Source organism: Pseudoalteromonas sp. T1lg65 (assembly GCF_051930985.1).
Taxonomy (GTDB): domain Bacteria; phylum Pseudomonadota; class Gammaproteobacteria; order Enterobacterales; family Alteromonadaceae; genus Pseudoalteromonas.
Map to the genome: position 1 here is coordinate 379,702 of NZ_CP196837.1, position 25,578 is coordinate 405,279.

A 25,578-nucleotide genomic window follows, 5' to 3' on the forward strand; every position below is an offset into this window, starting at 1 on the left:
TGTTATTACTACCAATCTAACTATAGCTTGAATTGCTCACCTAGGTAGACATCTCTTACTGTTTGATCTGCCAAAACATGCTCAGGGGTGCCTGATGCTATTAGCTCACCATGAGAAACAATGTAGGCGGTTTCACAGACATCTAAGGTTTCCCTGACATTATGATCTGTAATTAAAACCCCAATACCTCGATCTCTTAGGTGCTTTATTATTGTCTTTATATCTAACACTGAAATCGGGTCAACACCAGCAAAAGGTTCATCTAAAAGGATAAATTTTGGGTTTGCGGCTAAAGCTCGAGCAATTTCTACCCTTCTTCGTTCTCCACCTGAAAGCGCCATACCCAATGAGTCACGAATATGCTGAATGTTAAACTCATCTAGAAGTTCGTTAAGCTCAATCTCACGCTCTGTTTTATTGAGATCTTTGCGAGTTTCTAATATCGCCATAAGGTTCTGATACACAGTGAGTTTTCTAAATATGGAAGACTCTTGTGGTAAATAGCCAATACCTAAGCGGGCACGGCTATGCATGGGCAACAAGGTGATATCTTGGTCATCGATTTGAATAACGCCTTTGTCGCTCGGTACTAAACCAACAATCATATAAAAAGTAGTGGTTTTCCCCGCTCCGTTTGGACCAAGTAAACCGACTATGCTACCAGCTTTAACATTGAGAGCTACGTTCTTGACAACTTGTCTGCCTTTGTAGCTTTTTGCTAGGCCTTGTGCAATTAATTCACTCATTAATTGTTACCTTGCTCTTTTAACCCTTTATTAGATTGATCTTTGTCATCTTTGACCGGCACTAAAATGGTACGCACTCTGGAGTCTTTTTGATCTGAGCGGTCTGCACTGATCAGCTGCTTATCGATGTCATAGGTGATGCTGTCAGCATTCATTTTCTGTCCGGCTTGTTTAATCTCCGCATTACCTGAGATAACTAAGGTCATGGTGGCAACGTCATAGCGTATTTCGTTGGCTTTTGCTTCCAGCATAGTGCCATCGGCTTGCTGTTCAGTAAAAATGGCAGGGGAACCTTTGGCAATAAGCAATTGCTTATTATCACCAAGCTCCTTTCGACGGTGTGCTTCTAATTTATCGGCGGTAATGCGACGAAGACCATGAATGACCGTTACGTTTTTCTCAAAGATGGCAATGTCGCTTTGTAATTGGGCTTGCTGCCGATCTGAGTCAATAATAACTTGCGAATCTTCTACTGATGAAGCAACGGTAGCCCATACACTGAGGCTAAAAAGGGTTAAGGTAGTAAAGAGTTTACTGATCATAATAGATAGTCTTTGTATGATTGATAAGTTCAATGACCTCATTGTGTAGGTCAGCGGTTAATCCCTTACCTGTAATTTTGAGGCTTGGGCCAATTATTTCTACTGGCTGTTGGGAGTTCATCAGTTTTTGTTTTATGTCTACTCTTACGTTGTCAGCAAAAACATCACTGATCATCGCTCCCTCGGTTAAGTTTTTAGCTAGGACATTGCCTTCAAGTACCAGCATATTGTTATCGTATAACGTGGCTTCTGCTGCGCTGAGCTCCCAATTTTGCTCACCATTGTATAAAGTGAACACAGGCTGGGTAAAGTGACTAAAACCTAGCTCTTGAAAAACTTCCATTTTATTAGCTTTAACTTGGTAATTTAACTGGCCATTTTCACTGTAGGCAAGTTGCTGAAGTTGTGTTGCTATATAGTCTGGTTTAGCTAAGTGTTCTTCTTGCTTTACACTATCGTCTTTTTTTTCAGTCAATATCGGGTGCCAAAGCCACGCCATGATACCAGCAAAAAGGATCAGTAAAACAACACGCAGTACAGTCATGTACTTGCCCCTGCACTGGTTAACGGTTTGTTCTGGCAAAGCATGAGCAAGTCCGTTAGTTCCCTGACAGCTCCGTATCCCCCAGGTATCAACGTTGTATAATGAGCTAGCCTTTTTACGAGTGGGTGAGCATCATTTACTGCAACAGCAAAACCAACCTTTTCCATTACAGGCAAATCCGGGCCATCATCACCGATATAGGCGATTTCGTTATCCTGTAAGTTAAGCGTGGTTTTAAGTTCATCATATGCATGAAGCTTGTTTTCTTGTCCTTGATAAATATAAGGTACATTTAAACTAGTCATTCTCTGCTGAACAATGTGTGAATGTCGTCCTGTAATTACGGCGACTTGTATCCCTGATGCAATCAGTGCTTTAACGCCAAAGCCATCTTTTGTATTGAAGGCCTTTAGTTCTTCGCCTTGATTCCCAAGATAGATTCTGCCATCAGAAAATACCCCATCGATGTCACAAATCAGTAGCTTAATATTGGCCGCTCTTTGCGTGGTCTCTTCGCTGATGGGTTGATAGAGATCGGCAAACTTCATTTAAAGTACTCCTGCACGTAACAAATCTTGAGTATTCAAAGCGCCAACTGGTTGATAATTTTGGTCGACAACAATCAGTCCATTGATCCGTTTAGTTTCCATAATATTTAATACTTCCGCCGCTAGCATATCCGCCTTGGCCGTGGTGCAATTCGCGGTCATGACAGAGGTGATTGGGGTAGTGTGTATATCTACCTTTTGTTCAATAATGCGTCGCAGGTCGCCATCTGTAAATAACCCTTTTAATTTACCATCTTTGTCGATAACGGCGGTCATCCCCAGCCCTTTGCTAGAAACCTCGAATAACGCTTCTTTGACAGTACAAGAATCTAAAACTTTTGGCACACTGTCGCCAGTGTGCATAATGTCGCTTAAGGTTAATAGCAAGCGCTTACCTAAGCTGCCTCCTGGGTGAGAAAGCGCGAAGTCGTTGGCAGTAAAGCCACGAGCTTCCAGCAGAGCTACCGCGAGAGCATCTCCCATCACTAAAGTAGCCGTTGTGCTAGCGGTTGGCGCTAGTCCTAATGGACAAGCTTCTTTCGAGACCTTAACGCAAAGGTGGACCGTCGCATTTTTCGCCATATTTGAGTTAGGATTGCCTGTCATCGCTATCATGGCGGCTCCAATTCGTTTTATCACAGGCACAATTGCGAGTACTTCTTGTGTTTCTCCTGAATTAGAAATCAGCAGTACAATATCTTCTTTAGTGATCATGCCTAAATCGCCATGACTTGCTTCACCTGGATGTACAAAAAATGCTGGAGTACCTGTACTTGCTAACGTAGCCGCAATCTTATTGCCAACATGACCAGATTTGCCCATGCCAATTACTATGATGCGACCTGCGCAGGAAAACATCAGTTGACAGGCTTTGGCAAAATTTTTATCAACGAATTTTTGGACCTCAGCAACCGCTTCAAGTTCAGTACTAAAGACCTGCTTTCCCGAGGTAATAAACTGATTTTCTGTCATTGTAGTGGTCCACTAAATTATGTAATACATGTAGGCTAAGAAACCCAAAGTCAGTAAGCCGCCTTCAAAACGGTTAATGCGACGTTTACCGGTGAAACTTAAACTCATGACTATCAGTAAAGCCGTTGCGCCAAGCATCACGTAGATATCTCGCGATGATACGGCATGATCTATATTTGATGGGTTTACAATACCTGCGATAGATAAGACGGCTAATATATTGAATATATTGGAACCAATAATATTACCCAGTGCCAGATCGTCCTCTTTTTTAAGAACCCCAACAACACACGCTGCGAGCTCAGGTAGGCTGGTTCCCACAGCAATAATAGTAAGACCAATGAGTAAGTCACTCATGCCAAAATATTTAGCAATATCAACCGCTGCGCCGACTAGATAATCGGCACTAATCGGAAGTAATAACATACCAATCACTAACCAAAAAATAGCTTTACTATTAGCCACATTATTGGGAACTTCTTCACAGGCTTCACTTACTAACGGATCATCTGTGTTTCCACCACCATTCTTCGTAATGATAATAAGGCCAACAAGAAACACGATAAAGCCGACAAGAAGTGCGCTCCCTTCTACAAAACTGAAATAGTCATCACTGATAATGTACCAAGCTGCCAAAGACACAATAACAAGCAGTGGCATCTCGCGTCTCAATATGCCTGAGCCGATCGAAAGAGGGCGTAAAAGAGCTGTTATTCCGAGTACTAAAAGAATGTTGGCAATGTTGGAGCCGATTGCATTTCCTACTGCGGTGTCTGTTTTATCAGCAAGAGCTGCTTGTGCTGCAACCATCATTTCTGGTGCAGATGACCCCATTGCCACAATCGTGAGCCCTACAATTAATGTCGGCACACCAAAGTTTCGTGCCAATGCTGCTGCACCAAATACAAATCTGTCTGCACTCCATACCAGTGCTACAAAGCCGAGAATTAGAACAACAAATGATAAAACCATGAACCTCTAGCCGAAATGGATCAAATTTTCGGTAGATACTACCAAAAGCGTCATCGAAAGTATAAGTAAACTCTCACTTCGAGATAATCGTACCCTTACAAAATTTTACCAAATCGATTTTCCATATAGTTTGAAAAAAAAGTATCATAATGAACCAAATAAATACGAGATGTGGAGAGCGGCTTGTCGCAGTCTATTGTAGAAGTCAAGGATGTAACCTTCTCAAGAGGTGAGAGGATCATCTACAACAACATGAGCTTTTCCGTACCCAAAGGTAAAATTACCGCAATAATGGGTCCCAGTGGTATCGGTAAGACAACAATGCTCAGATTGATCGGTGGTCAGTTAAAACCAGATAGTGGTGATATCCTCTTTACTGGCCAAAGCATCCCTAAAATGTCCAGAGCCGAGTTATACGCTGCAAGAACGCAAATGAGCATGTTGTTCCAAAGTGGTGCTCTTTTCACCGATATGAGTGTTTTTGACAATGTGGCCTTCCCGCTTCGAGAACATACCGCTCTTAGCGAAGAACTAATCCGTTTAGTGGTATTAATGAAGTTACAAGCGGTTGGTCTTCGCGGTGCAAAAGACCTAATGCCAGCAGAATTATCAGGCGGTATGGCGCGTCGCGCCGCATTGGCACGTGCTATAGCGCTAGATCCTGAATTGATCATGTATGATGAACCGTTTGCTGGACAAGACCCGATTTCTATGGGAGTCCTAGTGCGCCTGATTAAATCTCTCAATGAGGTGTTAGGCTTGTCTTCATTGATAGTGACGCATGATGTTACTGAGGTACTAAGTATTGCAGATCATGTTGTTATTATTGCAGACCAAGGCGTCATTGGCACTGGCACACCTGAACAAATGTTGCAGCACGAATCTCCACTGGTACAACAGTTCTTACAAGGTTTAGCCGATGGACCTGTACCGTTTCACTTCAATGCCCCTGATTATCAGCAAGAACTACTGACAGGGAGTCAATCATGATTGATTTATTACAACAACTTGGCCATAAGACTCTTAGTCGCTTTGCCGCGTTGGGAAGAGCAACCTCGATGTTATTTGGTGCACTTTTCAGTATGCCAAATTTCAGAAAAGGTACGCCACTGCTCATTAAGCAGCTTTATATGATAGGGCATCAGTCTTTACTGATTATCATGGTTTCCGGTTTGTTTATCGGCATGGTATTGGCTCTGCAAGGCTATACGGTGTTGGTTGGCTATGGCGCGGAAGATAGTTTAGGTCCTTTGGTAGCATTAAGCTTGTTACGTGAACTTGGGCCTGTGGTGACGGCGTTACTCTTCGCTGGTCGCGCTGGCAGTGCGTTAACTGCAGAAATCGGCTTGATGAAGGCCACCGAGCAGCTTTCAAGTTTAGAAATGATGGCAATTGACCCACTAAAAAGAGTTATTTCCCCCCGTTTTTGGGCTGGTTTTATTAGTATGCCGTTACTTGCTCTTATTTTTTCGGCAATCGCCATTTTAGGAGCGCACTTAGTTGGCGTGGATTGGTTGGGCGTCGATTCAGGTAGCTTCTGGTCAATTATGCAATCACAAGTTTCTTTTCAACAAGATATCCTTAATGGGTTAATCAAAAGCTTTGTATTTGCTTTGCTCGTTACGTGGATTGCACTTTATAAAGGTTATGACTGTATTCCTACTTCAGAGGGGATCAGTAAAGCGACAACGGAAACCGTTGTACACTCATCGTTAGCAGTACTGGGTTTTGACTTTGTGCTTACCGCAGTCATGTTCTCAAGTTAAAAGGTTTTAATCATGAACACACGGAAAATTGAAATATTAGTAGGCCTGTTTGTGGCATTGGGTGTTGCTGCATTTGTGTTGTTGGCATTAAAAGTTGCTAATGCTGGCATTAGCGGCAATGGTGAAACTTACACATTGAAAGCTAAATTTGAAAATATCGGTTCATTAAAAACAAGAGCCCCCATTAAAGTTGGTGGGGTGGTCATCGGTCGCGTTGATGGTATCTACATTCACCCAGAAGAGTTTGTGCCAGTAGTGTCGATGAGTATTGATAAAAATTATGAGTGTCAGTTTTCAGATACTTCTTCAGTATCTATTTTGACATCGGGGATTTTGGGTGAGCAATATTTGGGTATTTCACCAGTTATCGCTTCGCAATCTGCAAAAGATACCTGTGCAGGAAATGACGTTGTAGCGCAAGAAGATAACCTTGAAGATTTGTTCGGCGTTGAAACGAAAGCGTTAAAAGACGGTGATATGATGACTGATACCAAATCAGCGCTAGTGTTAGAAGAACTAATCGGACAGTTCTTGTTTAACCAAGGGGGTGAATAATGAACGTTAGACCTCTGTTAATAAAGTTTTTTCTGGTAACCCTCAGTGTGTTGTTTGCCTGTACGGTGAATGCAAGTGATGTCGATACCAAAGATCCATACAAAATGGTCGAACAAGTTGCGGCACAAACTTTCGCTCGGGTCGCGAAGGAACAAAATATTATTGAAAAAGATAAAGAGCATCTTCGAGTGATTGTTGAAGAAGAATTAATGCCTTATATCGATTACAAATATGCTGCTTACAGAATGCTGGGCTCGCATATCCAAAAAGTGCGAAATATCGGCAATAAGGAAGAAAAGCAAAAAGCAATTGATGACATCAAGGTATTTATTGATGTCTTTCGCAATTACCTGATTGCTACTTACGCTGGTGTGTTTACACAGTATAAAGATCAAATGGTTGAGTTTGGCGAAGCCAGTTCTTTTGAAGGTGAGCACGTTGCGGTGGTGAAAACCAAAATTGTTGAAGCGGGCAAGCCGGATATAAAAATAGATTTTAAAGTACGCCGAGGCAAAGACGACCAATGGCGTGCATATGACATGATTGCAGAAGGCATTAGTTTGCTTGACGCAAAACAATCAGAGTTACAAGGTATTTTGCGACAACAGGGCATTGAACATGTTATCGAGTTACTGGATAAAAAGAGCAAACTACCTATCCAGTTTAGAGGAAGTGATGGCAATGGATAAACTGTCATTCACCCAGAGTAAAGGTGAAATCGTATTTAATGGCGAGCTTACAAGAGAGAGTTTACCAAGCGCCCTGAAATCGTCTTCTCTTGAAAGTTTGTTGAAAAATGCTCAGTCAGACATCGATTTTGACCTTTCTGAGGTCACAAGGGTTGACACGGCAGGCTTAGCTTGGTTAATTCACTCTTTAGGTTTATTACAGCACAACGGCGTTAGTCTAAAGCTGAGAAACATTCCTGAACAGTTACATAATTTGATGGAGCTGGGTCAGGTTACAACCCTATTTGAGTGAGTCTAATGGAAACTAATCAGGTCGAAACATTATTGAAAGAAGCATTACCTCTGGACGAGGTGGTCGTGAAGGCGCAGGGTAGCCATTATGAAGTGATTGCGGTTGGAGCGTGTTTTGACGGGTTAAGAAGACTTAAACGAGAGCAGTTAATTTACGGTCCATTGATGAGTACCATCAAAGATGGAACCATTCATGCTGTTAGCATTAAAGCATTTACGCCGGAAGAATGGCAAAGAGAACGTAAATTCATCCTACCTCAATAACGGAGTGCCGCTATGGATCAGTTTGTTATCCAAGGTGGCACCACTTTAGCCGGTGAAGTCACTATTTCAGGTGCTAAAAATGCTGCCTTACCCATTTTATTTGCGGCCTTGCTAGCCAATGGTAAAAGCCGCTTTTCCAACGTTCCCCATCTAAGAGATATAGGTACTACAGAAGCCTTACTGAAGACGTTAGGAGCACAAGTCGAGTGGGACGGAGACGTCCTAGAAATTGACGGTAGTTCTGTCGACAAAGTGCTTGCCCCTTATGAGTTGGTAAAACAGATGAGAGCATCAGTACTAGCTCTAGGCCCTCTCGTGGCTAGATTCGGTCAAGCCCAGGTTTCTCTACCAGGGGGATGCGCAATCGGAGCAAGGCCTGTTGACCTACATATTAGCGGGCTTGAGAAGATGGGTGCTGTAATCAAGGTTGAGAATGGATATATCCAAGCACAAACTCAGGGCCGCTTGAAAGGCGCTGAAATATTTATGGAAACTGTGAGTGTTGGAGCTACCGAAAATTTACTAATGGCAGCGACATTAGCAGATGGGAAAACCGTTCTTGAAAATGCAGCCAGAGAACCGGAAATAACAAATTTAGCTGATTGCCTGATAGCAATGGGCGCGAAGATCACCGGGGCTGGTTCCAGCCGAATAGAGATTGAAGGTGTAGCAGAACTACTTGGCTGTGAGCACAAAATTCTTCCAGATCGCATTGAAACGGGTACTTTTTTGGTTGCTGCGGCTATGGCCCATGGTGAAGTGCTGTGTAAAAACACCGATTATCATAGTTTAGAGCCGGTGCTAGAAAAGCTCAGAGATGCGAATGCACTGGTTGAAGTGACAGAAGACAGTATTTACGTTGATATGCGTCAGCGGAACCTGAAAGCGGTAAACATTAAGACCATGCCACACCCAGGCTTTCCTACTGATATGCAAGCGCAGTTTACCGCGTTGAATGTTGTCGCTGAAGGAAGTGCGACGATTACTGAAACCATTTTTGAAAATCGTTTTATGCATGTCCCAGAATTACAGCGCATGGGTGCAAATATTCGTTTGGAAGGTAACACTGCGATTTGTCTCGATAGTAAATCTCTAAGTGGGGCACAGGTAATGGCTACAGACTTGAGAGCTTCAGCAAGTTTAATTCTAACGGGTATCGTTGCCAGCGGCGAAACAATCGTAGATCGTATCTATCATGTTGACCGTGGTTATCAAAAAATAGAAGACAAGCTCAGTCGTTTGGGCGCGAAAATCAAAAGACGAAAGTCTTAACATTTTTCAATAATTGCAGACAGAGAGGGCGATAGGCCCTCTTTTTATTAATACACGCCGGTTTCCAGCTCTGCAACTTCGACTTGTATCTCTAACCGCTCTCCATTGCGAATGACTTCAAAAATGACGGTTGTTCCAGGGCTTGTATTACCTATTTTCTTCAAGGTGCGTTGTGGATCTGTAACTGGGGTGTTGTCCACTTTAATTAAGATATCACCATTTTTCATACCGGCTTGCCAAGCTGGACCCAAAGGGTCTATGTCAGTGGCTCTTAGTCCAACGATAGGTGTATAGAGATCGGTCACGTCTTTACCCGTGTTATCAACCGGAGTTCCTTTGAAACCAAGGTAGCCTCGAATTACTCGGCCATCTTTAATCAACTTTGCCATCACATCGAGCGCGAGATCATAGGGTATGGCAAAAGAAATCCCCTGAATATCAATGTTATACCTGGTCTTGAATTGGGCGGAAGTAATTCCTACCAAAGCACCTGTTGAATTTATAACTGCGCCACCTGAATTACCTACATTCACAGCCGCATCCATTTGTAGCAAGGTATTATATTGGCTCTCGGTAAGTGTTTGTTTTCCTGTTGCACTGATCACTCCTTGTGTGATCGTTTGTCCTAGATTCAAAGGGTTACCAATCGCTAGGATCACATCGCCAACTCGTGGGTTGAAATTTGTATCAATGGGTATAACTGGCAAGTTTTTAGCCGGGATCTTCAGTAAAGCTAAATCAGTGACAGTATCAAAGCCTATTAGCTGTACATCAAAATACTGCCTACCATCAGTAAGTAAAACGAGGATTTGATCCGCATTATTAACCACATGATAGTTAGTTAGAATATAACCATCGCTTGACATGATAACCCCAGACCCCAATTCTCTGACGGTGTTTTGTCTTTTGTATCTCGGCTGGCTGCTAAAGCCTTCTGAGAATATTGTCACCACAGCAGGTGCTGCCTTATCTACGGCATCAGCAAAGCTCATATGCTGTGACGGAATGTGTTTATTCACATCAAAGCTTGGTAGATTTTGTTTGAGGGTTGGATTTAGCCAAATAATGATAAAGGCAACGCCTAATCCAGCTAAGAACGGTGGGAATATGAATTTAAGTAATTTCAGCACGAGTATTGATACATTATATTTTTCATTATGAAGACAATAATGACACAAAAAAAAACACAGCGACAACTATCGCTGTGTTTCAATACCATTATTTACGTGAATATCATTGAATTAGATAGAACACGGTTTCTCGACCACGTTTAATTCCAAGCACGATATTGCCTTTGATCTCAGAAATCAGCTTAGACATGTCGTTAACACTGGTGACTCGCTTACGGTTAACCTGCATGATCACGTCACCTTCTTCTAGGCCCACTCTTGCAGCTGGAGAACGAGCTTCAATTGAAGTGACGACAACGCCTTCATTACCATTCCTTTCACCGGCTTCTAATACGGCACCACGTAACATCGGATGAATATCTTCGGCATTGGTTTGCTCTTCTTGCTTACCACCTAGTTCGACATCAATGAATTTTACTTTACCATCACGATAAACGCCTAATCTCACCTCACGGCCTTCGCCCATGGTGGCTATTTTACCTCTTAACTGCTCATGGCTTTCTACTTCATCGCCGTTTATGCTGACGATGACATCGTTGGCTTTTAATCCGGCTTTGTCTGCCGCCGAGTCAGCAATGACGCGCATCACATAAGAACCTCGTTTCACCTCAAACCCTTGAGCTTTGGCAAGCCCAGCATCCAATGTGCGACCAAGGATCCCGAGTGAACCCCTGCGCACTTCACCAAATTCAATTATTTGATCAACTAGACTTTTCATCATATTCGAAGGAATGGCAAAGCCAATACCTACATTACCACCTGAAGCTCCCAATATGGCGGTATTGATACCAATCAGCTCACCATTCAAGTTGACTAAAGCGCCACCTGAATTACCTTGGTTAATTGCCGCGTCGGTTTGAATAAAGTCTTCATAGCCTTCGATATTCAGACCGCTACGACCAAGTGCACTGATAATGCCTGATGTTACCGTGTGACTCAGACCAAAAGGGTTACCGATGGCAACCGAGAAGTCACCCACTCTTAATTTATCTGAATTGGCCAGTTTTACTTCGGTGAGATCCTCCGACTCGATTTGTAATAGAGCAATGTCTGATTCACTATCAGCACCAACAAGTTTGGCTTGAAACTCTCTGCCATCTTTGAGTGTAACGACGATTTCATCAGCATCGTCAATAACATGATTGTTGGTAACAACATAGCCTTCATCGGCATCAATAATGACGCCCGATCCTAAACCACTGAATGGACGTTTTTGGCTTCGAGGTTGAGGTTGTCCAAAGAAGAAGTCGAACGGATCGACTCGACGTCTAACTTCTTTTGCACCGCGAACTTGGATACTAACAACGCCCGGTGTCACTTTTTCGAGCATAGGAGCAAGGGTTGGCAGTTGTTGACCATCTACCGCGACAGGCAACTTCGCCACACTTGAATGTGGAAATAATAACAAGCTAGAGGATAAAATTGCGGCAGATAACAAAGATAATTTCAGTTTCATAGTCTAGTAGTACTCCGCTAATAGCGTTAATCCAAAAGTGATAAGAGACTGAAACTCGGTCCCTTATCAATCATCTTTAATTATTTCTACAGACTATGGGGTCAAAAAAAAGTTCATCAAGAGGCTTTCGATTGCTCACTTTCTCGACGGCTACCAGAAAATAGCCCAGTTTCACCTGCTGCGTAATCGGTCGGTTGGTCGGTAGCGTTAGATTCAACTTTGCGACGCTTTTCGGGTCTGGCTTTTAGTGAGGCTTGTAGCTGCTCCGTAGTTTCTTTAGAAAAGAATGGGTCAGTAGGGCGAGATGACTTTTCTTGTAACAGTAGCTGGTTGGTCTCTTCAACATGGCTAACTAGCTGTTGATAGTTGTCATGCATCTTACCAACCAGTTTTTTGGTATTAGCTAAGTGATCAGTTACATCTTGGCGATACTGTTCAAGTTCACTTTCTGCTTTTTTTACTTGCTGTTCTAGTTCATCCTGTTTTAGCTGCTTGCGTGTAAAGAGAGTTCCCAAATAAAATGCAGCACTGGCTACTAAGATAATGAGTCCAAACCAAGTAATGGTGGTCATAGCTGTCTCCTGATTCACCCTAAATGTGGGCGAAATTAATATAAAAACTTATCTGTACTAAATATACGCTGAGAATGCAGGCGTGTTAATATAAGTAACAAACAAATCGTAAAAAAATATAAATTCATGACGCCTTGGGAAAAGTATCAGCAAGACTTAACGAGAGAAGATTTTCAGTACGACAGTGCTCAGGAGAATGCGGTAAAGCATTTACAGCGTTTGTATGAAGATTTTGTGACTCAGCCAGTGCCAAAGCAAAGCTTTTTTGCTCGCTTGTTTAACAGGTCGCAGCCAAAACAAATTAAAGGGCTGTACTTTTGGGGCGGAGTGGGGCGGGGTAAAACCTATTTGGTTGATACCTTTTACGAAGCGTTGCCAACTGACCGTAAAATGCGTGTGCATTTTCATCGCTTTATGCACCGTGTCCATCAAGAATTAAAAAAACTAAAAGAGGTCAAAAACCCTTTAGAACATATCGCTGATACATTCAAATCGGAAACAGATATTATTTGTTTTGATGAGTTTTTTGTTCAGGACATTACTGACGCAATGTTGTTGGGTGGGCTAATGGAAGCTCTCTTTGAGCGAGGAATTGTGTTGGTTGCGACGTCCAATATTGTTCCAGACGAACTGTACAAAAATGGCTTACAAAGAGCACGGTTTCTACCTGCGATTGAATTAGTGAAACAAAACACAGAAATAGTGAATGTGGATTCGGGTATAGATTACCGTTTACGCACTCTCGAACAGGCCGAAATTTTTCATAGCCCACTTGATGCTCAAGCAGACTCAAATTTATTTGATTATTTTGACAAGCTTTCTCCCGAACCTGGCAAAAAAGACACCAGTATTGAAATAGAAGGTCGAATGATCGCGACTCGGATGGTGTCAGATTGTGTCGTGATGTTTGATTTTCCAGCCCTTTGCGAAACCGCGCGTTCGCAAGTCGACTATATGGAGATCAGCCGACTTTATAATACCGTGATCTTGTCGAATGTGAAGCAAATGGGCCAGCATAATGATGATGCAGCAAGACGGTTTATTGCTTTGGTTGATGAGTTTTACGAGCGTAATGTTACCTTGATAATTTCAGCTGAAGCGCCAATTACGGAATTGTATACACAGGGCACATTAAACTTCGAATTCAAACGGTGCATTAGTCGTTTACAAGAAATGCAATCGACGGAGTATTTGTCTCTAGAGCACCTTGCATAGCGTAACTTTAGACTTGTTTCAGAGAGAATATCGAGTCTTGTTATCTCGTTGCTAGCAGGGATAAATTTTCTTGTAGAAAAAAGCACCAAGTACTGGTCTTCATGGTTTTCCCTTGCTATAATCCGCGGCCTGCCACGTTGCGTTCTATTGCCCTCGTCGGCTTAGCCACCGGCTTGAGCGGCATAAAGTCTTAAACTCGAAGGGGTTGAAGCAAACACAAAGTAGAGCGGTAGTCCAAGGACTGCCTGTGGTTTTAATTGAAGACATTGGATTTTTTTATAATGAAAACGTTTGTTGCTAAACCAGAAACTGTAAAACGTGACTGGTACGTAGTTGACGCTGAAGGTAAAACTTTAGGTCGCATCGCTACTGAAATCGCTCGTCGCCTGCGCGGTAAGCATAAAGCTGAGTACACACCACACGTTGACACTGGTGACTACATCATCGTAATCAATGCTGAGAAAGTTACTGTAACTGGTAACAAAACTCAGGACAAAATGTACCATGCTCACACTGGTTACCCAGGTGGCCTTAAGTCTATCAACTTTGAGAAACTTCAAGCTAAAAAGCCTGAAATGATCATTGAAAAAGCGGTTAAAGGCATGTTACCTCGCGGTCCTCTAGGTCGTGAAATGTTCCGTAAGCTTAAAGTTTACGCTGGTAACGAGCACAACCACGCTGCACAGCAGCCTCAGGTTCTAGACATTTAAGGAGCACACTCATGGCAAATCAATACTACGGTACAGGTCGTCGTAAAAGTTCAAGTGCTCGCGTATTCTTACGCCCAGGCACTGGCAGCATCGTAATTAATCAGCGTTCTATCGAAGAATACTTCGGTCGTGAAACTGCTCGTATGGTTGTTCGTCAACCACTTGAGTTAGTTGAAATGACAGAGAAGTTTGACCTATACATCACCGTTGCTGGTGGTGGTACTACTGGTCAAGCTGGCGCAATCCGCCACGGTATCACTCGTGCACTTATGGAGTTTGACGAGTCTCTTCGTCCTACACTTCGTAAAGCTGGCTTTGTTACTCGCGATGCTCGTAAAGTTGAGCGTAAGAAAGTGGGTCTTAAGAAAGCACGTAAGAAGACACAGTTCTCAAAACGTTAATTTTTACGTTTCAAGAATTCAAAAACCCGGCTCTATGCTGGGTTTTTTGTTTTTCTCTAACGGGTTGATTTACCACAGACACGTTGTTTGTAAAATATCCAAATTACCTTTCGAAAAACGACCAAACATGCCAGAACAGTTGGTTAGCTTAAAAAACTTCAATAAATATAATAATTAGTTCAAATCGGATGATATCTCGACGGTTTTTTTTGCTACAATTGGCAAGCTAGTAATGTGACTACAGATTTGGATGGAGCCATCGGGCATTTGCCTTGATGTGGATTGATCTCTGTCAGTACATTCTGTCGTTAAAATCGTTATCATAATAATCGGCTTCATGCGCGAAGTAACCATCACCGGTATTTCAGCAGGTTTGTTCGTGCATGAGACTGTAATAACCTTGTTTTAATCAAGGGATTTATTTATGATCGCGTCTATTTTGTAGTTTCTTAAATTAACCTGCTGTAACTGATGTTCTCAATATAGCAAGTGTTGGGAATCATAGTGGAGATAAGTGGATGAGCAATGCGCCTGTAGACAACAGCCGACGTCGCTTTTTAACTATCGCTACCTCTGTTGTAGGTGGCGTTGGTGCGGTTGGAGCTGCTGTTCCTTTTATTGCGTCCTGGAATCCAAGTGAGCGAGCTAAATCTGCGGGTGCGCCTGTAGAAGTAGATATCAGCAAACTTGAATCTGGACAATTAATTCGTGTTGAGTGGCGAGGTAAACCAGTATGGATTGTTTCTCGTACACCAGAAATGCTAGAACAAATGAAACAACACGAGAATCAACTTCGTGATCCAAACTCTGAAGAGCCTCAGCAATTAGAGTCTGCGCAGAACGGTCATCGTTCAAAGCGTCCTGAGATTTTTGTTGCCGTAGGTATCTGTACTCACTTGGGTTGCTCGCCATCGTTCCTTAATGGCGGCTTTGGTGAAAAAGTTGAAGGTACAGACAGCGGTTTCTTCTGTCCATGCCACGGTTCAAAGTTTGATATGGCTGGTCGCGTATTCCAAAACGTACCTGCACCTTTAAACCTTGAAATCCCTCCGTATACCTTTATTGACGACACTACCATCTTGGTAGGTGAAGAAGAAGGGGTTGCGTAATGTTTGCAAATTTAATCAACTGGATTGATGCTCGTATTCCAATGACTCGCGTTTGGAATATGCATATTGCACAATATCCAGCACCAAAGAATTTTAACTTTTGGTACCTGTTCGGTTCTCTCGCCATTTTAGTATTGGTAAACCAAATCGTAACTGGCATCTGGTTAACCATGAACTTTGTGCCTTCAGCTGAAGGTGCTTTCGCTTCTGTAGAATACATCATGCGTGATGTTGAGTACGGCTGGCTACTGCGCTATCTGCATTCAACAGGTGCCTCCGCGTTCTTTGTGGTGGTATATCTGCATATGTTCCGTGGCATGATCTATGGCTCTTATCAAAAGCCAAGAGAACTACTATGGTTATTTGGTATGTTCATCTTCTTGGCATTAATGGCAGAAGCCTTTATGGGTTACTTGTTACCGTGGGGACAAATGTCTTTCTGGGGTGCGCAGGTAATCATCTCGCTATTCGGTGCGATACCAGTAATTGGTGATGATCTAACGCTTTGGATCCGCGGTGACTACGTAATTTCAGGCGCTACGCTAAACCGATTCTTTGCTCTTCACGTTATTGCACTGCCACTAGTATTGGTTATCTTGGTATTCCTTCACATTGTTGCACTTCACGAAGTGGGTTCAAACAACCCAGATGGTGTAGAAATCAAACGTAAGAAGGGCACTGTAGCAGAAGAAGACAAGCCTAAATTTAAATTCCATGAGTATTACACCGACAAGAAAGACATTGTTGATGCAATTCCATTCCACCCATATTACACCGTTAAAGATATTTTAGGTGTTGCTGGTTTCTTAATTATTTTCTGCGCGATTGTATTTTTCGTACCAGAAATGAATGGTTTCTTCTTAGAAGCGCCTAACTTTGAAGCTGCTAACCCGCTGAAAACGCCAGAGCATATCTTCCCAGTTTGGTACTTTACACCTTTCTATGCGATTCTTCGTGCAATTCCAAACAAGCTACTTGGTGTAGTTGCAATGGGGGCGTCGATTGTTGCGCTAGCTCTACTTCCGTGGATTGACCGTGGTTCTGTTCGCTCAATTCGTTATCGTTGTGGCTTGCACAAGTTGAACATTGCGCAATTTGTTGTGACATTTGTTATCTTGGGCTGGGTTGGAGCTACTCCACAGACAGACTTTAAGACGTTGTTGTCGCAAATCACCACAGTGACGTATTTCATGTTCTTCGTTCTACTGTTTGTTTACAGCAAGAATGAGAAAACGAAGCCATTGCCAACGAGGTTGACGAAATGATGAAAAAGCTACTTATCGGTTTATTCGCATTGTTGCCTACTCTGTCAATGGCAGCGGGACCATCAGTACCTCTGATGGAAGCGAACAATGATTTAAAAGACAACGCATCGCTACAGCGTGGCGCAAAGTTATTTATGAACTATTGCCTTGGCTGTCACCAGATGCAATATCAACGTTACGAGCGTACGTTCCGCGACATCGGGATTCCGACTGAAATTGGTAAAGAGACACTGATTTTTGATGATTCAAAAGTAGGTAGCCATATTACTAATTCAATGTCGAAAGACGACGCTGCAAAATGGTTTGGTGCTGCGCCACCGGATCTAACGTTGGTAGCTCGTGTTCGTGGTACAGACTGGATTTACACTTATCTGAAGTCATTTTACAAAGATGAGTCTCGTCCATTTGGTGTAAATAACATCATCTTCCCATCGGTTGGTATGCCTCATGTATTGCAAGAGCTACAAGGCTTACCAACGCCGATCACTGAAGAAGTAGAGTCACATGGTAAAACAGTGACCAAAGTTATTGGCACTGAAACGGATGGTTCTGGTGAATTAAGCGTTGATGAATACGATCAAGCAGCAAGAGATATTACTAACTTCTTGGCATATGTAGGCGAGCCTTCTCGTCTAGAGTCAGAAGCAATAGGTATCAAAGTATTAGGCTTCTTGGTTATCTTCTTTATTTTGGCATTTTTGCTGAAGAAAGAATACTGGAGAGATGTTCATTAAGTTGAATATTCGATAGTAAGTTTTGCAATAGGGGCTTTTGCCCCTTTTGCTGTTTAAAGTGATTTGATTACTTTTTGTTTTTTTAATGGAGGTAGGCATGGCCGTTGCTGCCAATAAGCGCCCTGTAATGACACTTTTTTCTGGTGCAAACTGTATGTACAGTCACCAAGTACGTATTGTTTTAGCGGAAAAAGGTGTGAGTGTAGATATTCACCTGGCTGAGAAGGATAACTTACCAGAAGCACTGCATGAGATTAACCCATACGGTACAGTGCCAACTTTGATTGACCGTGAACTCGGTTTATATCAAGCAAATATCATCATGGAATATCTTGATGAGCGTTTCCCACATCCTCCTCTAATGCCAGTGTACCCAGTTATGCGTGGCCGTAGTCGTTTGATGATGCACCGTATTGAAACTGATTGGTACTCCCTTGCTGAAAAGATCAATGCTGGTGGAGATGACGCAGCCCAAGCACGTAAAGAGCTAACCGAAGCGTTGCTGGCGATTGCACCTATTTTCAATGAAGCGCCGTACTTCATGAGTGAAGAATTTAGCCTAGTTGATTGCTATCTAGCTCCATTATTGTGGCGCTTGCCTGAGCTGGGTATTGAGCTAACTGGTGCTGGAAGCAAAGAGCTTAAAGAGTATATGTTGCGTTTATTTGAGCGTGACTCATTCCAAGCATCTCTAACGGATGCAGAGCGTGAGATCAGAGCATAATGACGTCTAATCGTCCCTATTTGCTTCGTGCGTTTTATGAATGGATAGTGGATAACGATTGTACGCCACACCTTGTGGTTGATGCCGATTATCCCGCTGTTCAAGTACCAACACAATTTGTTCAGGAAGGACAAATTGTGTTGAATGTCAGCCCGTCTGCGGTGACTCAGTTCTCTATGGATAATCAAGCGTTAAGCTTCAATGCCCGATTTGGTGGGCAGCCAATGCAAGTATATGTTCCTGTTGGGGCTATTTTGGCTATTTATGCAAGAGAAAACGGGGAAGGTACGGTATTTACACCGGAAGAAATGGAAGTGCATGATGATGAAATTATGTCAGAAACTCCACCGCCTACCGAACCTGAGCCACCTGAACCAGCTAAGCCTGGTAAAAAGAAAGGCGCACACCTTCGAGTGATCAAATAAAAAAACCTGCCGAGAGCAGGTTTTTTACTATTGCTAAAATCGTGTTTGTAGAGCTTAGATGTACTCAAAAGCCTTGATCACGCGTTTGACTCCGCTAACATGTCGCGCTATTTCAACCGCTTTATTGGCTTCTTCCTCAGAAACCAAACCCATTAAAAATACTTCGGCATTTTCTGTGACAACCTTGATATTGGCGCCATAAACATCGTCGTCAGCAAGTAATTTGGTTTTTACTTTTGAAGTTAGCCAAGTATCGTGGGTCTGTGTGGTTATGCCAATGTTAGAGCTGATCCGTAGCTGGTTGTGTATTTGTCTGATGCCAGCGATGGACTTGATCGCCTGTTCAGCTTCGGCTTTCATCTCTTGATTGGCAACTTGACCAATCATCAGTACGATACCGTTGACGCTAACAATCGAAATATTCGCGTGTTCGGCCAGTCTATCGATCCCTTTGATAGCAAGGGTGGTTTTTATTTCAATATTGTTGTCATCAATTTGTGCACCGATAGTTCGCCTGTCACTGGCTGCGGTCACTGCGCCTGCGGTGCCAGCTACGACTGCAGCAGCGCAGCCTTGAAGTAATAAAATGCCACAAAGTAGCGTTATATTTCTAATCATGCTTCATCCTGTGGAAAAAGAATTGAATCGATTAACTGGCTTAGGCAGTGAATGGTAAACAACTGAGTTTCCAATATGCGGCTTAGTCGCTTGCTTGGAATGCGGATTTCCACATCGTGTTCTCCCAATAAGCCTGTGATCTCGCCGCCATCATCGCCGACCAGCGCAATGACTTTCATATCACGCGTAAGCGCCGCTTCGACCGCGGAAATAATAGATTTTTCTTGCCCGGTTGCTGCGAATACCAGCAATAAGTCACCGGGTTGTGCAAAAGCTCGAACTTGCTTGGCATACTTGTCTTTAACTTTTCCGTTATCGATAGAGGCGAGATTATACTGCTCATCACTTAATGCAACAGCAGGCAAACAAGGACGCTCTGTCTCATAGTAGTTACTTAGGATCACGGCAAAGTGATGGGCCAGCATATGGCTGCTAGCAGCACCACAACAAATTATTTTGTTACCGTTGATCAAGCCTTGTGCCATGGTAATAGCAGCTCGTTCCAGTGCCTCTGGCAGCACCTCTCCCGCAGCAATTTGCGCTTGAATGTTCTCAGTAAAAATGGCTCTAATTGATTCTTGCATATTATCCGATGTTTCTAATCCAGTTTATCGTTGGCGGATCAACGCCTTGAATCGCGACAAAGTCTATTCTTAGTGCAGATTGCTGCAAATTATACTGTTTAGCATAAGCTTGAGCGCTGCGTTTGAGTCGCTGTAACTTGGTGCTAGAAAGTGAGCAAATAGCCCCTCCATACACCGCGCTTTTTCTATATTTTACTTCCACGAATACCCATGTTTCGCTGTCTTGCATTATCAGATCTATTTCACCGAACTTACAGTGATAATTTCTCGATATTGCCACAAGTCCTTGTGCTTTTAGGTGCTGCTCTGCCATCTTCTCAAAATGCAGGCCCTTGCTCCTAGTGTTGTTAAATAATCCCTTAAACATGATTTTCCTTAATTTATACTCGTTACCTTTTCTTCCTCTGAACCCTGCATAAACAGTGGTAACGGTTCTTGTTCATTTAAACTCACCAAACGAATTTGTTTATTATGGTATTGAGCCCAACTTAACTTACGCTTGATAATGTTTTTCTCATCCATACTAAGTTGGCCTGTTAACCCCTCAAAGCGTTTACCCGGTAAATGAGCCATCTGACGTAGTTCTGGGAGGACTTTCAGGGCATCAAATGCCATGGCAAATAGCCGTTGCTCTATATCAGCTTGTTCTGGCCATAAACCTTGATAGCTATTTCGCAACGACGTATTGTCTATAGCGTTAGGAAGCATCCAAGGTTGTTCGGTGAAATAGAGTCCTTCTAAATCGCCTTTATCGGTTTTGTCTATTTGTTTACTGTAACTGCGAGAGCTGGCATACAAAGGGATTTTCTCGGCAAATGTGCTCACGTTGACATCAAGATAAGGTTTTAATAGCCGCGTTTCCATCGCGTCTCCAAGAATATACACCGCATCAATGTCACGACGAGAGCGAGTTTCGCTCTTTATCTTTTCTCGGAACAAGCTTTTCACGACATTGGTTCGCGCCTTCGAGTTATCTACCTCTAGTAAATCGGTTATTACGTCGGCCATATTTTCACTGTTTGTATAAAAACCGACTTCGGGTTCGGTAATGCTGTATTTTTTCCATTGTGTCTGGAAGTGCTCAATCAAACGATTGCCAGAGGTATTGGCAGGGGCAAGTAGCATAGGTTTTTTATAACCTTTGGCAAGAAAGTGTACCATCGCCTGTTCGACTTCATGCTCTGGATTTAACGCGAAAAAGTATTGCTCATCGCGTTGCATGGTCGGGTTATCATGTACATTGAGATAGAGTGTTGGATACTGAGATAAGCGACTATCAGCGTTAAATCGCTCAACATTGGATTTCAATAATGGGCCAATAACAAAGTCCACATTGTTTCTGAGTAACTCGGAGTGGATCGCATCGAGGTTTGCCATTTCATCAATGAAAAATACTTCTTCGATATCGCTGTTATCCGTGGCCGCCAAGAAACCATTTTTTAGTGCATTACCTAACCGTTCACTAGATCCTGTTTGAGGTAGCAGTATGGCTAAGCGTTTAACTTGGTACGGCTCAAGAGATACAGACTTTTGCAATTCTTTGGGTAACAGTGCAACTGCTGGGTGGCTGGAGAAACGTCGTTTCCAATTATTCATGGCTTGATCAAGTTGCGCACTCGAACCTAAATAAATTTGTTGATATTTTGCAAGGGTCACCCAGCCGCGCTGTAATACTGAGCCGTTGTCATAGCGTTCTAGTTCATAAGCAGAAAGTTGTTGTAGGTTTTTCCAAATTTCCTCATCTAACCCAACCACAGTCAATTGGTGCTGGCTAGCGATGTCGGCTGATTTAAAAAAGTAGTCGAGAGCGACTTTGGGTAAAGACTGAGAAGCATAAATACTACCTACTAAGTATTGGTGCCAAGCTCGGTGCTCTGGTAGTGTAAGGCGCTCAGCAATAGATTGCAGTAAGGTTAGGGCTTGTGGGTATTGCTGCATTTCTTTGCGTGCATAAGCAATATAGAGCTTGTTTTGCACGTGATCCACGCTTGCTTTAGCTTCCAATGCCCCTCCAACCAACTCAAGCGTCTGCCAGTTTTGCTCTAAGATTGCAGCATCACGAGCTGCGTATAGTAGCTGTATCCGTGTTATGCCTTCTTTAGCTAACGCACGTTGATAAAGGCTGGCGGCATCGGTTGCTTTAGGATCAGTATCTACCTGAACCTGCTTTTTTTGCTTTATAGACTCGTTATTCGGGCTTGTGCTACAAGCAGATAACCCGGACAATATAGCAATAAATAGCGCGATCTTTTTAAATTGCACAAGCAAACCTTCTTAATTCACCAACAAGTGGATATCTTACTGACTGATATTGGAGAGCTCAATGGCTAATCATCACAACGAGACGAAAATTGGCACTTTGCACGTAGTTGCAACCCCAATAGGTAATTTAGAGGATATCAGTGAACGTGCCCTTAAAGTATTAGCCAGTGTGGATATGATTGCTGCGGAAGATACTCGTCATACGGGAAAGCTTCTTAGTCACTTTAATATCAAAGCCAGAACATTTGCGCTACATGACCACAATGAAAAACAAAAAGCCCAGCAGTTATTGGACTGGCTTAATGAGGGGCTGGATATCGCATTGGTGTCAGATGCTGGTACACCGCTGATCAGTGATCCCGGTTATGCTGTTGTGAATTTATGTCGAGAAGCGGGCGCTAATGTGACGCCTGTGCCAGGAGCGTGTGCTGCCATTGCCGCGGTAAGTTGCTCAGGCTTACCGACAGACCGTTTTCAGTTTATTGGCTTTACTCCAGCCAAAAGCCAAGCACGACGTCAATTTTTCCGCCAAGCGGTTGAATCGGGTATGACAAGCATTATGTACGAAAGTACACACCGCATCATGGCAAGTCTAGAAGATCTGCAAGCCGAGTTGGGAAGTACTCAGCAAGTGGTATTTGCGAAAGAGTTAACCAAAACCTATGAGACTTTTTTTAGCGGCTCAGTGGCAGAATTAATCACTTTTTTAACTGCAGACACAGACAAGCAAAAAGGCGAGTTGGTTCTCATGTTGCCAGCCGAGCAAAGAGATGAACAAGCACTTACGCCTGAGGCAAAAAAACTGATTAATCTGCTTGAAAGCGAAATGCCGTTGAAAAAAGCCTGTGGCGTGGCTGCTGATTATTTGGGCCTGAAGAAAAATGCTTTGTATAAAGCTATCATTGCTGAGCGAGAAGAATAACAACGAACGAAATAAAATTACTGCGTTTTGTGTAGGAAGTGCGTATAATCGCCCGCCTGAGTCAGCCGGATAATCGCTGCCTGTGACGAAAATGATCAGGGGGAGGAAAGTCCGGGCTCCATTGGGCAGGGTGCCAGCTAACGGCTGGGGGGCGCGAGCCTACGACAAGTGCAGCAGAGAGAAGACCGCCTAAGTCCTTCGGGACCGGTAAGGGTGAAAGGGTGCGGTAAGAGCGCACCGGACCGCTGGTAACAGTTGGTTGCAGGGTAAACTCCACCCGGAGCAAGACCAAATAGGGTTCCTTATGGTGTGGCCCGCATCGGAACCGGGTAGGTTGCTTGAGCCTAGGAGCGATACTAGGCCTAGACGAATGATTATCACTCGTAAGAGTACAGAACCCGGCTTATAGGCTGACTCAACCTCTTTAAGTAACCGCTTGATTTACTTGTGTAGATCAAGCGGTTTTCTAAAATTCCAAACATCTTCATATAAATCCGTGTACCAAAGGTGCATGGTTTGGTACACACCAAAAAATTCCCAACCATCTGAAACCACATTGTTTTTAGTCTATCCAGATTGTCATTGGACGATTCAGTTAACTTACAGGTTAACTCAGTTTATTTGAGTAACAGCTTGATTTTATAATGTAAATCAAGCGGATCTTCATCACTTTTATTCACCAAGCTACAACACGATGCGCTATTCCGCTCACTTGGATAAACCTGCTTACACTACATTGCTCAACGTTATCTCCTATCTTTAATGATAATCACCGTGGATAGCAACGACTCGTTATTTTCTGACTAAACTTACTTTTATGATTTGGAATTACCATGGGTAAAAGTGAGACTAGCTTATGGCAACAGTTACTTTTTATGGTGCGGTGCAGGAAGTCACAGGGTCTTGTCATCTAGTTCATTCAGGTACGTTTGGTGAGGTGTTACTGGATTGCGGTATGCATCAAGGAATGAGAGCCAAACATTTCATTTCTAGAGAGCAGTTCGCTTTTAATCCTTGCACTATAGATATGGTCATTTTGTCTCATGTTCACTTGGATCACTCGGGTCGATTGCCGTCTTTACTGCATGAGGGATTCAGAGGCCCAATTTATTGCACCGAAGCTACGGCACAGTTATTACCCATTATGCTATTTGACGCCTTGAGTTTGTATGAAAATGACTTACGTCGAGAAAACCGTAAGCGCGCACGCAAAGGGTTAGATGATATTGAGCCTCATTACAGCAAAGATGATGTACTCAAGGTGTTAGATTGCCTTAAACCACTTGCCTATCAACAGAAAGTAGAAATCGCCCAAGAAGCATCTGTTTGTTTTTATGATGCTGGGCATATTTTAGGCTCAGCAATTACAGAGCTTACGTTCATCGAGCATGGTAAAGCCAAAAAGTTGGTTTTTTCTGGTGATTTAGGTAATGCGGATACCTTACTTATGAAGGATCCGGTGTTTTTAGAACAAGCAGATGTTGTAATGATGGAGGGCACCTATGGCGATCGAGAACACAGAACGTTAGGTGATACCCAAACTCAGCTCAAAGAGATCCTGCATACTGCTTTTGTTAAAGGTGGCAATGTAATGATCCCCGCATTTGCAGTAGGGCGCACGCAAGAGTTATTGCTTTATCTCGGCAAGCTGCAACAGGCTGGAGAGCTCGATAACTGGCAGATTTTTCTCGATAGTCCAATGGCGATTGAGGTCACTTCTGTTTATGACCAATGGCTACCGACCCTTGATTGTGAAGGGGTAAAAAAGTTTTGCACCGGCGAGCAAACACTGCTTAAAAACTTTCTTTCAACGTTACACTTGATGGTAGATGCAGAAGAATCAATGGCTATCAATAAGATCAGCGGTGGTGCGCTTATCATTGCTGGCAGCGGCATGTGTACAGGTGGGCGGATTACCCACCACTTTAAACATCGCATTTGGGATAGTCGCAATACCATCATTTTTGTTGGTTATCAGGCCAACGGCACCTTAGGTCGAATGCTGGTTGATGGTGCACAACACGTTAAATTATTTGGTGATGATATTATCGTTAAAGCGACGATTGAAACGTTAAATGGTTTTTCTGCTCATGCGGGACAAGCCGCCTTAATTGACTGGGTAAGCCACTTTAAAACTGATCCAACCGTAGTGTTGGTGCATGGAGAACCCGACGCCCTCACAGCACTTGCCGACAAACTCGAACAGCAGCAAAATATTAAGGCTGAGATTCCGGTTTTTGGTAGTCTTATCGAGTTCTGAAGTGTTTACTAAACTTAGATTTTTGGTTGG

General features: G+C 43.1%; 30 protein-coding genes and 1 other RNA gene. 18 read left to right on the forward strand and 13 right to left on the reverse strand.

Going from position 1 to position 25,578, the window contains the following annotated elements; translation table 11 throughout:
* Positions 1 to 20 precede the first annotated feature (20 nt).
* Genes lptB through ACSLBF_RS01730 form a run of 6 tightly spaced genes read right to left on the reverse strand, consistent with a single transcriptional unit; the run spans position 21 to position 4,324 of the window.
* On the reverse strand, positions 21 to 746 hold the full coding sequence (gene lptB / locus ACSLBF_RS01705) for an LPS export ABC transporter ATP-binding protein (RefSeq protein WP_440054898.1): 726 nt from the start codon (positions 744 to 746) through the stop codon (positions 21 to 23).
* Entirely contained in the window at positions 746 to 1,288 is a 543-nt protein-coding gene (gene lptA / locus ACSLBF_RS01710; protein WP_440054899.1) for a lipopolysaccharide transport periplasmic protein LptA, read from the reverse strand. Before lptA ends, lptB begins: the two co-directional genes overlap by 1 nt.
* Positions 1,278 to 1,832 carry an LPS export ABC transporter periplasmic protein LptC gene (gene lptC / locus ACSLBF_RS01715; RefSeq protein WP_440054900.1) on the reverse strand — a complete coding sequence of 185 codons (555 nt, stop codon included), beginning with the start codon at positions 1,830 to 1,832 and terminating at the stop codon, positions 1,278 to 1,280. The genes lptA and lptC overlap by 11 nt, the downstream gene beginning before the upstream one ends.
* Entirely contained in the window at positions 1,829 to 2,380 is a 552-nt protein-coding gene (gene kdsC, locus ACSLBF_RS01720) for a 3-deoxy-manno-octulosonate-8-phosphatase KdsC (RefSeq protein ID WP_440054901.1), read from the reverse strand. Before kdsC ends, lptC begins: the two co-directional genes overlap by 4 nt.
* On the reverse strand, positions 2,381 to 3,352 hold the full coding sequence (locus tag ACSLBF_RS01725) for a KpsF/GutQ family sugar-phosphate isomerase (RefSeq protein WP_440054902.1): 972 nt from the start codon (positions 3,350 to 3,352) through the stop codon (positions 2,381 to 2,383). It lies immediately after the preceding gene.
* A 12-nt stretch (positions 3,353 to 3,364) separates the two neighbouring features.
* Complete coding sequence (locus tag ACSLBF_RS01730) at positions 3,365 to 4,324, reverse strand: calcium/sodium antiporter (RefSeq protein WP_440054903.1); 960 nt, start codon at positions 4,322 to 4,324, stop codon at positions 3,365 to 3,367.
* 183 nt (positions 4,325 to 4,507) lie between these two features.
* Here ACSLBF_RS01730 and ACSLBF_RS01735 point away from each other — a divergent pair, with 183 nt between their 5' ends.
* From ACSLBF_RS01735 to murA, 7 genes are read left to right on the forward strand one after another with little or no spacing between them, the layout of a single operon-like run.
* On the forward strand, positions 4,508 to 5,314 hold the full coding sequence (locus tag ACSLBF_RS01735; RefSeq protein ID WP_440054904.1) for an ATP-binding cassette domain-containing protein: 807 nt from the start codon (positions 4,508 to 4,510) through the stop codon (positions 5,312 to 5,314).
* Positions 5,311 to 6,090, forward strand: coding sequence for a lipid asymmetry maintenance ABC transporter permease subunit MlaE (gene mlaE / locus ACSLBF_RS01740; protein ID WP_440054905.1), 780 nt, complete (start codon positions 5,311 to 5,313; stop codon positions 6,088 to 6,090). The genes ACSLBF_RS01735 and mlaE overlap by 4 nt, the downstream gene beginning before the upstream one ends.
* Before the next feature lie 12 nt (positions 6,091 to 6,102).
* Complete coding sequence (mlaD, locus tag ACSLBF_RS01745) at positions 6,103 to 6,645, forward strand: outer membrane lipid asymmetry maintenance protein MlaD (protein ID WP_440054906.1); 543 nt, start codon at positions 6,103 to 6,105, stop codon at positions 6,643 to 6,645.
* Positions 6,645 to 7,334, forward strand: a complete 690-nt coding sequence (locus tag ACSLBF_RS01750) for an MlaC/ttg2D family ABC transporter substrate-binding protein (protein WP_440054907.1) — start codon at positions 6,645 to 6,647, stop codon at positions 7,332 to 7,334. The genes mlaD and ACSLBF_RS01750 overlap by 1 nt, the downstream gene beginning before the upstream one ends.
* Complete coding sequence (locus tag ACSLBF_RS01755) at positions 7,327 to 7,626, forward strand: STAS domain-containing protein (protein WP_440054908.1); 300 nt, start codon at positions 7,327 to 7,329, stop codon at positions 7,624 to 7,626. The genes ACSLBF_RS01750 and ACSLBF_RS01755 overlap by 8 nt, the downstream gene beginning before the upstream one ends.
* Positions 7,627 to 7,631: 5 nt before the next feature.
* Positions 7,632 to 7,889, forward strand: a complete 258-nt coding sequence (locus ACSLBF_RS01760; RefSeq protein ID WP_440054909.1) for a BolA family protein — start codon at positions 7,632 to 7,634, stop codon at positions 7,887 to 7,889.
* Between the two features lie 12 nt (positions 7,890 to 7,901).
* Complete coding sequence (murA, locus tag ACSLBF_RS01765) at positions 7,902 to 9,161, forward strand: UDP-N-acetylglucosamine 1-carboxyvinyltransferase (RefSeq protein ID WP_440054910.1); 1,260 nt, start codon at positions 7,902 to 7,904, stop codon at positions 9,159 to 9,161.
* Between the two features lie 47 nt (positions 9,162 to 9,208).
* On the opposite strand, the gene ACSLBF_RS01770 is transcribed toward murA, so the two are convergent.
* The 3 genes from ACSLBF_RS01770 to ACSLBF_RS01780 all read right to left on the reverse strand — a co-directional run bounded on the left by ACSLBF_RS01770 (position 9,209) and on the right by ACSLBF_RS01780 (position 12,319).
* The gene (locus ACSLBF_RS01770) at positions 9,209 to 10,291 is read right to left on the reverse strand and encodes a trypsin-like peptidase domain-containing protein (RefSeq protein ID WP_440054911.1); all 1,083 of its coding nucleotides are present in this window, start codon (positions 10,289 to 10,291) and stop codon (positions 9,209 to 9,211) included.
* A gap of 103 nt (positions 10,292 to 10,394) precedes the next feature.
* Positions 10,395 to 11,747 carry a DegQ family serine endoprotease gene (locus ACSLBF_RS01775; protein ID WP_440054912.1) on the reverse strand — a complete coding sequence of 451 codons (1,353 nt, stop codon included), beginning with the start codon at positions 11,745 to 11,747 and terminating at the stop codon, positions 10,395 to 10,397.
* Between the two features lie 116 nt (positions 11,748 to 11,863).
* Entirely contained in the window at positions 11,864 to 12,319 is a 456-nt protein-coding gene (locus ACSLBF_RS01780) for a YhcB family protein (RefSeq protein ID WP_440054913.1), read from the reverse strand.
* A gap of 126 nt (positions 12,320 to 12,445) precedes the next feature.
* On the opposite strand from ACSLBF_RS01780, the gene zapE reads away from it, so the two are divergent.
* From zapE to ACSLBF_RS01820, 8 genes are all read left to right on the forward strand, one after another.
* Positions 12,446 to 13,534 carry a cell division protein ZapE gene (gene zapE / locus ACSLBF_RS01785; protein WP_440054914.1) on the forward strand — a complete coding sequence of 363 codons (1,089 nt, stop codon included), beginning with the start codon at positions 12,446 to 12,448 and terminating at the stop codon, positions 13,532 to 13,534.
* A 281-nt stretch (positions 13,535 to 13,815) separates the two neighbouring features.
* Entirely contained in the window at positions 13,816 to 14,244 is a 429-nt protein-coding gene (rplM, locus tag ACSLBF_RS01790) for a 50S ribosomal protein L13 (RefSeq protein ID WP_440054915.1), read from the forward strand.
* A gap of 11 nt (positions 14,245 to 14,255) precedes the next feature.
* Positions 14,256 to 14,645 (forward strand): 30S ribosomal protein S9, encoded by a 390-nt coding sequence (gene rpsI / locus ACSLBF_RS01795; RefSeq protein WP_440054916.1) that lies wholly within the window; start codon positions 14,256 to 14,258, stop codon positions 14,643 to 14,645.
* 518 nt (positions 14,646 to 15,163) lie between these two features.
* Complete coding sequence (gene petA / locus ACSLBF_RS01800; RefSeq protein ID WP_440054917.1) at positions 15,164 to 15,754, forward strand: ubiquinol-cytochrome c reductase iron-sulfur subunit; 591 nt, start codon at positions 15,164 to 15,166, stop codon at positions 15,752 to 15,754.
* Complete coding sequence (locus tag ACSLBF_RS01805) at positions 15,754 to 17,019, forward strand: cytochrome b (RefSeq protein WP_440054918.1); 1,266 nt, start codon at positions 15,754 to 15,756, stop codon at positions 17,017 to 17,019. Before petA ends, ACSLBF_RS01805 begins: the two co-directional genes overlap by 1 nt.
* Positions 17,016 to 17,753 carry a cytochrome c1 gene (locus ACSLBF_RS01810; RefSeq protein WP_440054919.1) on the forward strand — a complete coding sequence of 246 codons (738 nt, stop codon included), beginning with the start codon at positions 17,016 to 17,018 and terminating at the stop codon, positions 17,751 to 17,753. The genes ACSLBF_RS01805 and ACSLBF_RS01810 overlap by 4 nt, the downstream gene beginning before the upstream one ends.
* A gap of 97 nt (positions 17,754 to 17,850) precedes the next feature.
* Positions 17,851 to 18,477, forward strand: coding sequence for a stringent starvation protein SspA (sspA, locus tag ACSLBF_RS01815; RefSeq protein WP_440054920.1), 627 nt, complete (start codon positions 17,851 to 17,853; stop codon positions 18,475 to 18,477).
* Positions 18,477 to 18,902: a ClpXP protease specificity-enhancing factor gene (locus ACSLBF_RS01820; RefSeq protein ID WP_440054921.1), complete on the forward strand. Its 426-nt coding sequence runs from the start codon at positions 18,477 to 18,479 to the stop codon at positions 18,900 to 18,902. Before sspA ends, ACSLBF_RS01820 begins: the two co-directional genes overlap by 1 nt.
* Before the next feature lie 54 nt (positions 18,903 to 18,956).
* Here the strand turns inward: ACSLBF_RS01820 and dolP are convergent, their stop codons facing one another.
* Genes dolP through ACSLBF_RS01840 form a run of 4 tightly spaced genes read right to left on the reverse strand, consistent with a single transcriptional unit; the run spans position 18,957 to position 22,366 of the window.
* Positions 18,957 to 19,520, reverse strand: coding sequence for a division/outer membrane stress-associated lipid-binding lipoprotein (dolP, locus tag ACSLBF_RS01825; RefSeq protein WP_440054922.1), 564 nt, complete (start codon positions 19,518 to 19,520; stop codon positions 18,957 to 18,959).
* On the reverse strand, positions 19,517 to 20,104 hold the full coding sequence (locus ACSLBF_RS01830) for an SIS domain-containing protein (RefSeq protein ID WP_440054923.1): 588 nt from the start codon (positions 20,102 to 20,104) through the stop codon (positions 19,517 to 19,519). The genes dolP and ACSLBF_RS01830 overlap by 4 nt, the downstream gene beginning before the upstream one ends.
* Before the next feature lies 1 nt (position 20,105).
* On the reverse strand, positions 20,106 to 20,471 hold the full coding sequence (locus ACSLBF_RS01835; protein WP_440054924.1) for a YraN family protein: 366 nt from the start codon (positions 20,469 to 20,471) through the stop codon (positions 20,106 to 20,108).
* 8 nt (positions 20,472 to 20,479) lie between these two features.
* Positions 20,480 to 22,366, reverse strand: a complete 1,887-nt coding sequence (locus ACSLBF_RS01840) for a penicillin-binding protein activator (protein WP_440054925.1) — start codon at positions 22,364 to 22,366, stop codon at positions 20,480 to 20,482.
* Between the two features lie 61 nt (positions 22,367 to 22,427).
* Here ACSLBF_RS01840 and rsmI point away from each other — a divergent pair, with 61 nt between their 5' ends.
* From rsmI to ACSLBF_RS01855, 3 genes are all read left to right on the forward strand, one after another.
* Positions 22,428 to 23,288, forward strand: coding sequence for a 16S rRNA (cytidine(1402)-2'-O)-methyltransferase (rsmI, locus tag ACSLBF_RS01845; protein WP_440054926.1), 861 nt, complete (start codon positions 22,428 to 22,430; stop codon positions 23,286 to 23,288).
* A 57-nt stretch (positions 23,289 to 23,345) separates the two neighbouring features.
* Positions 23,346 to 23,710, forward strand: an RNA gene (rnpB, locus tag ACSLBF_RS01850) — RNase P RNA component class A.
* 434 nt (positions 23,711 to 24,144) lie between these two features.
* Positions 24,145 to 25,548, forward strand: a complete 1,404-nt coding sequence (locus ACSLBF_RS01855) for an MBL fold metallo-hydrolase RNA specificity domain-containing protein (protein WP_440054927.1) — start codon at positions 24,145 to 24,147, stop codon at positions 25,546 to 25,548.
* The last annotated feature ends 30 nt before the right edge of the window (positions 25,549 to 25,578 follow it).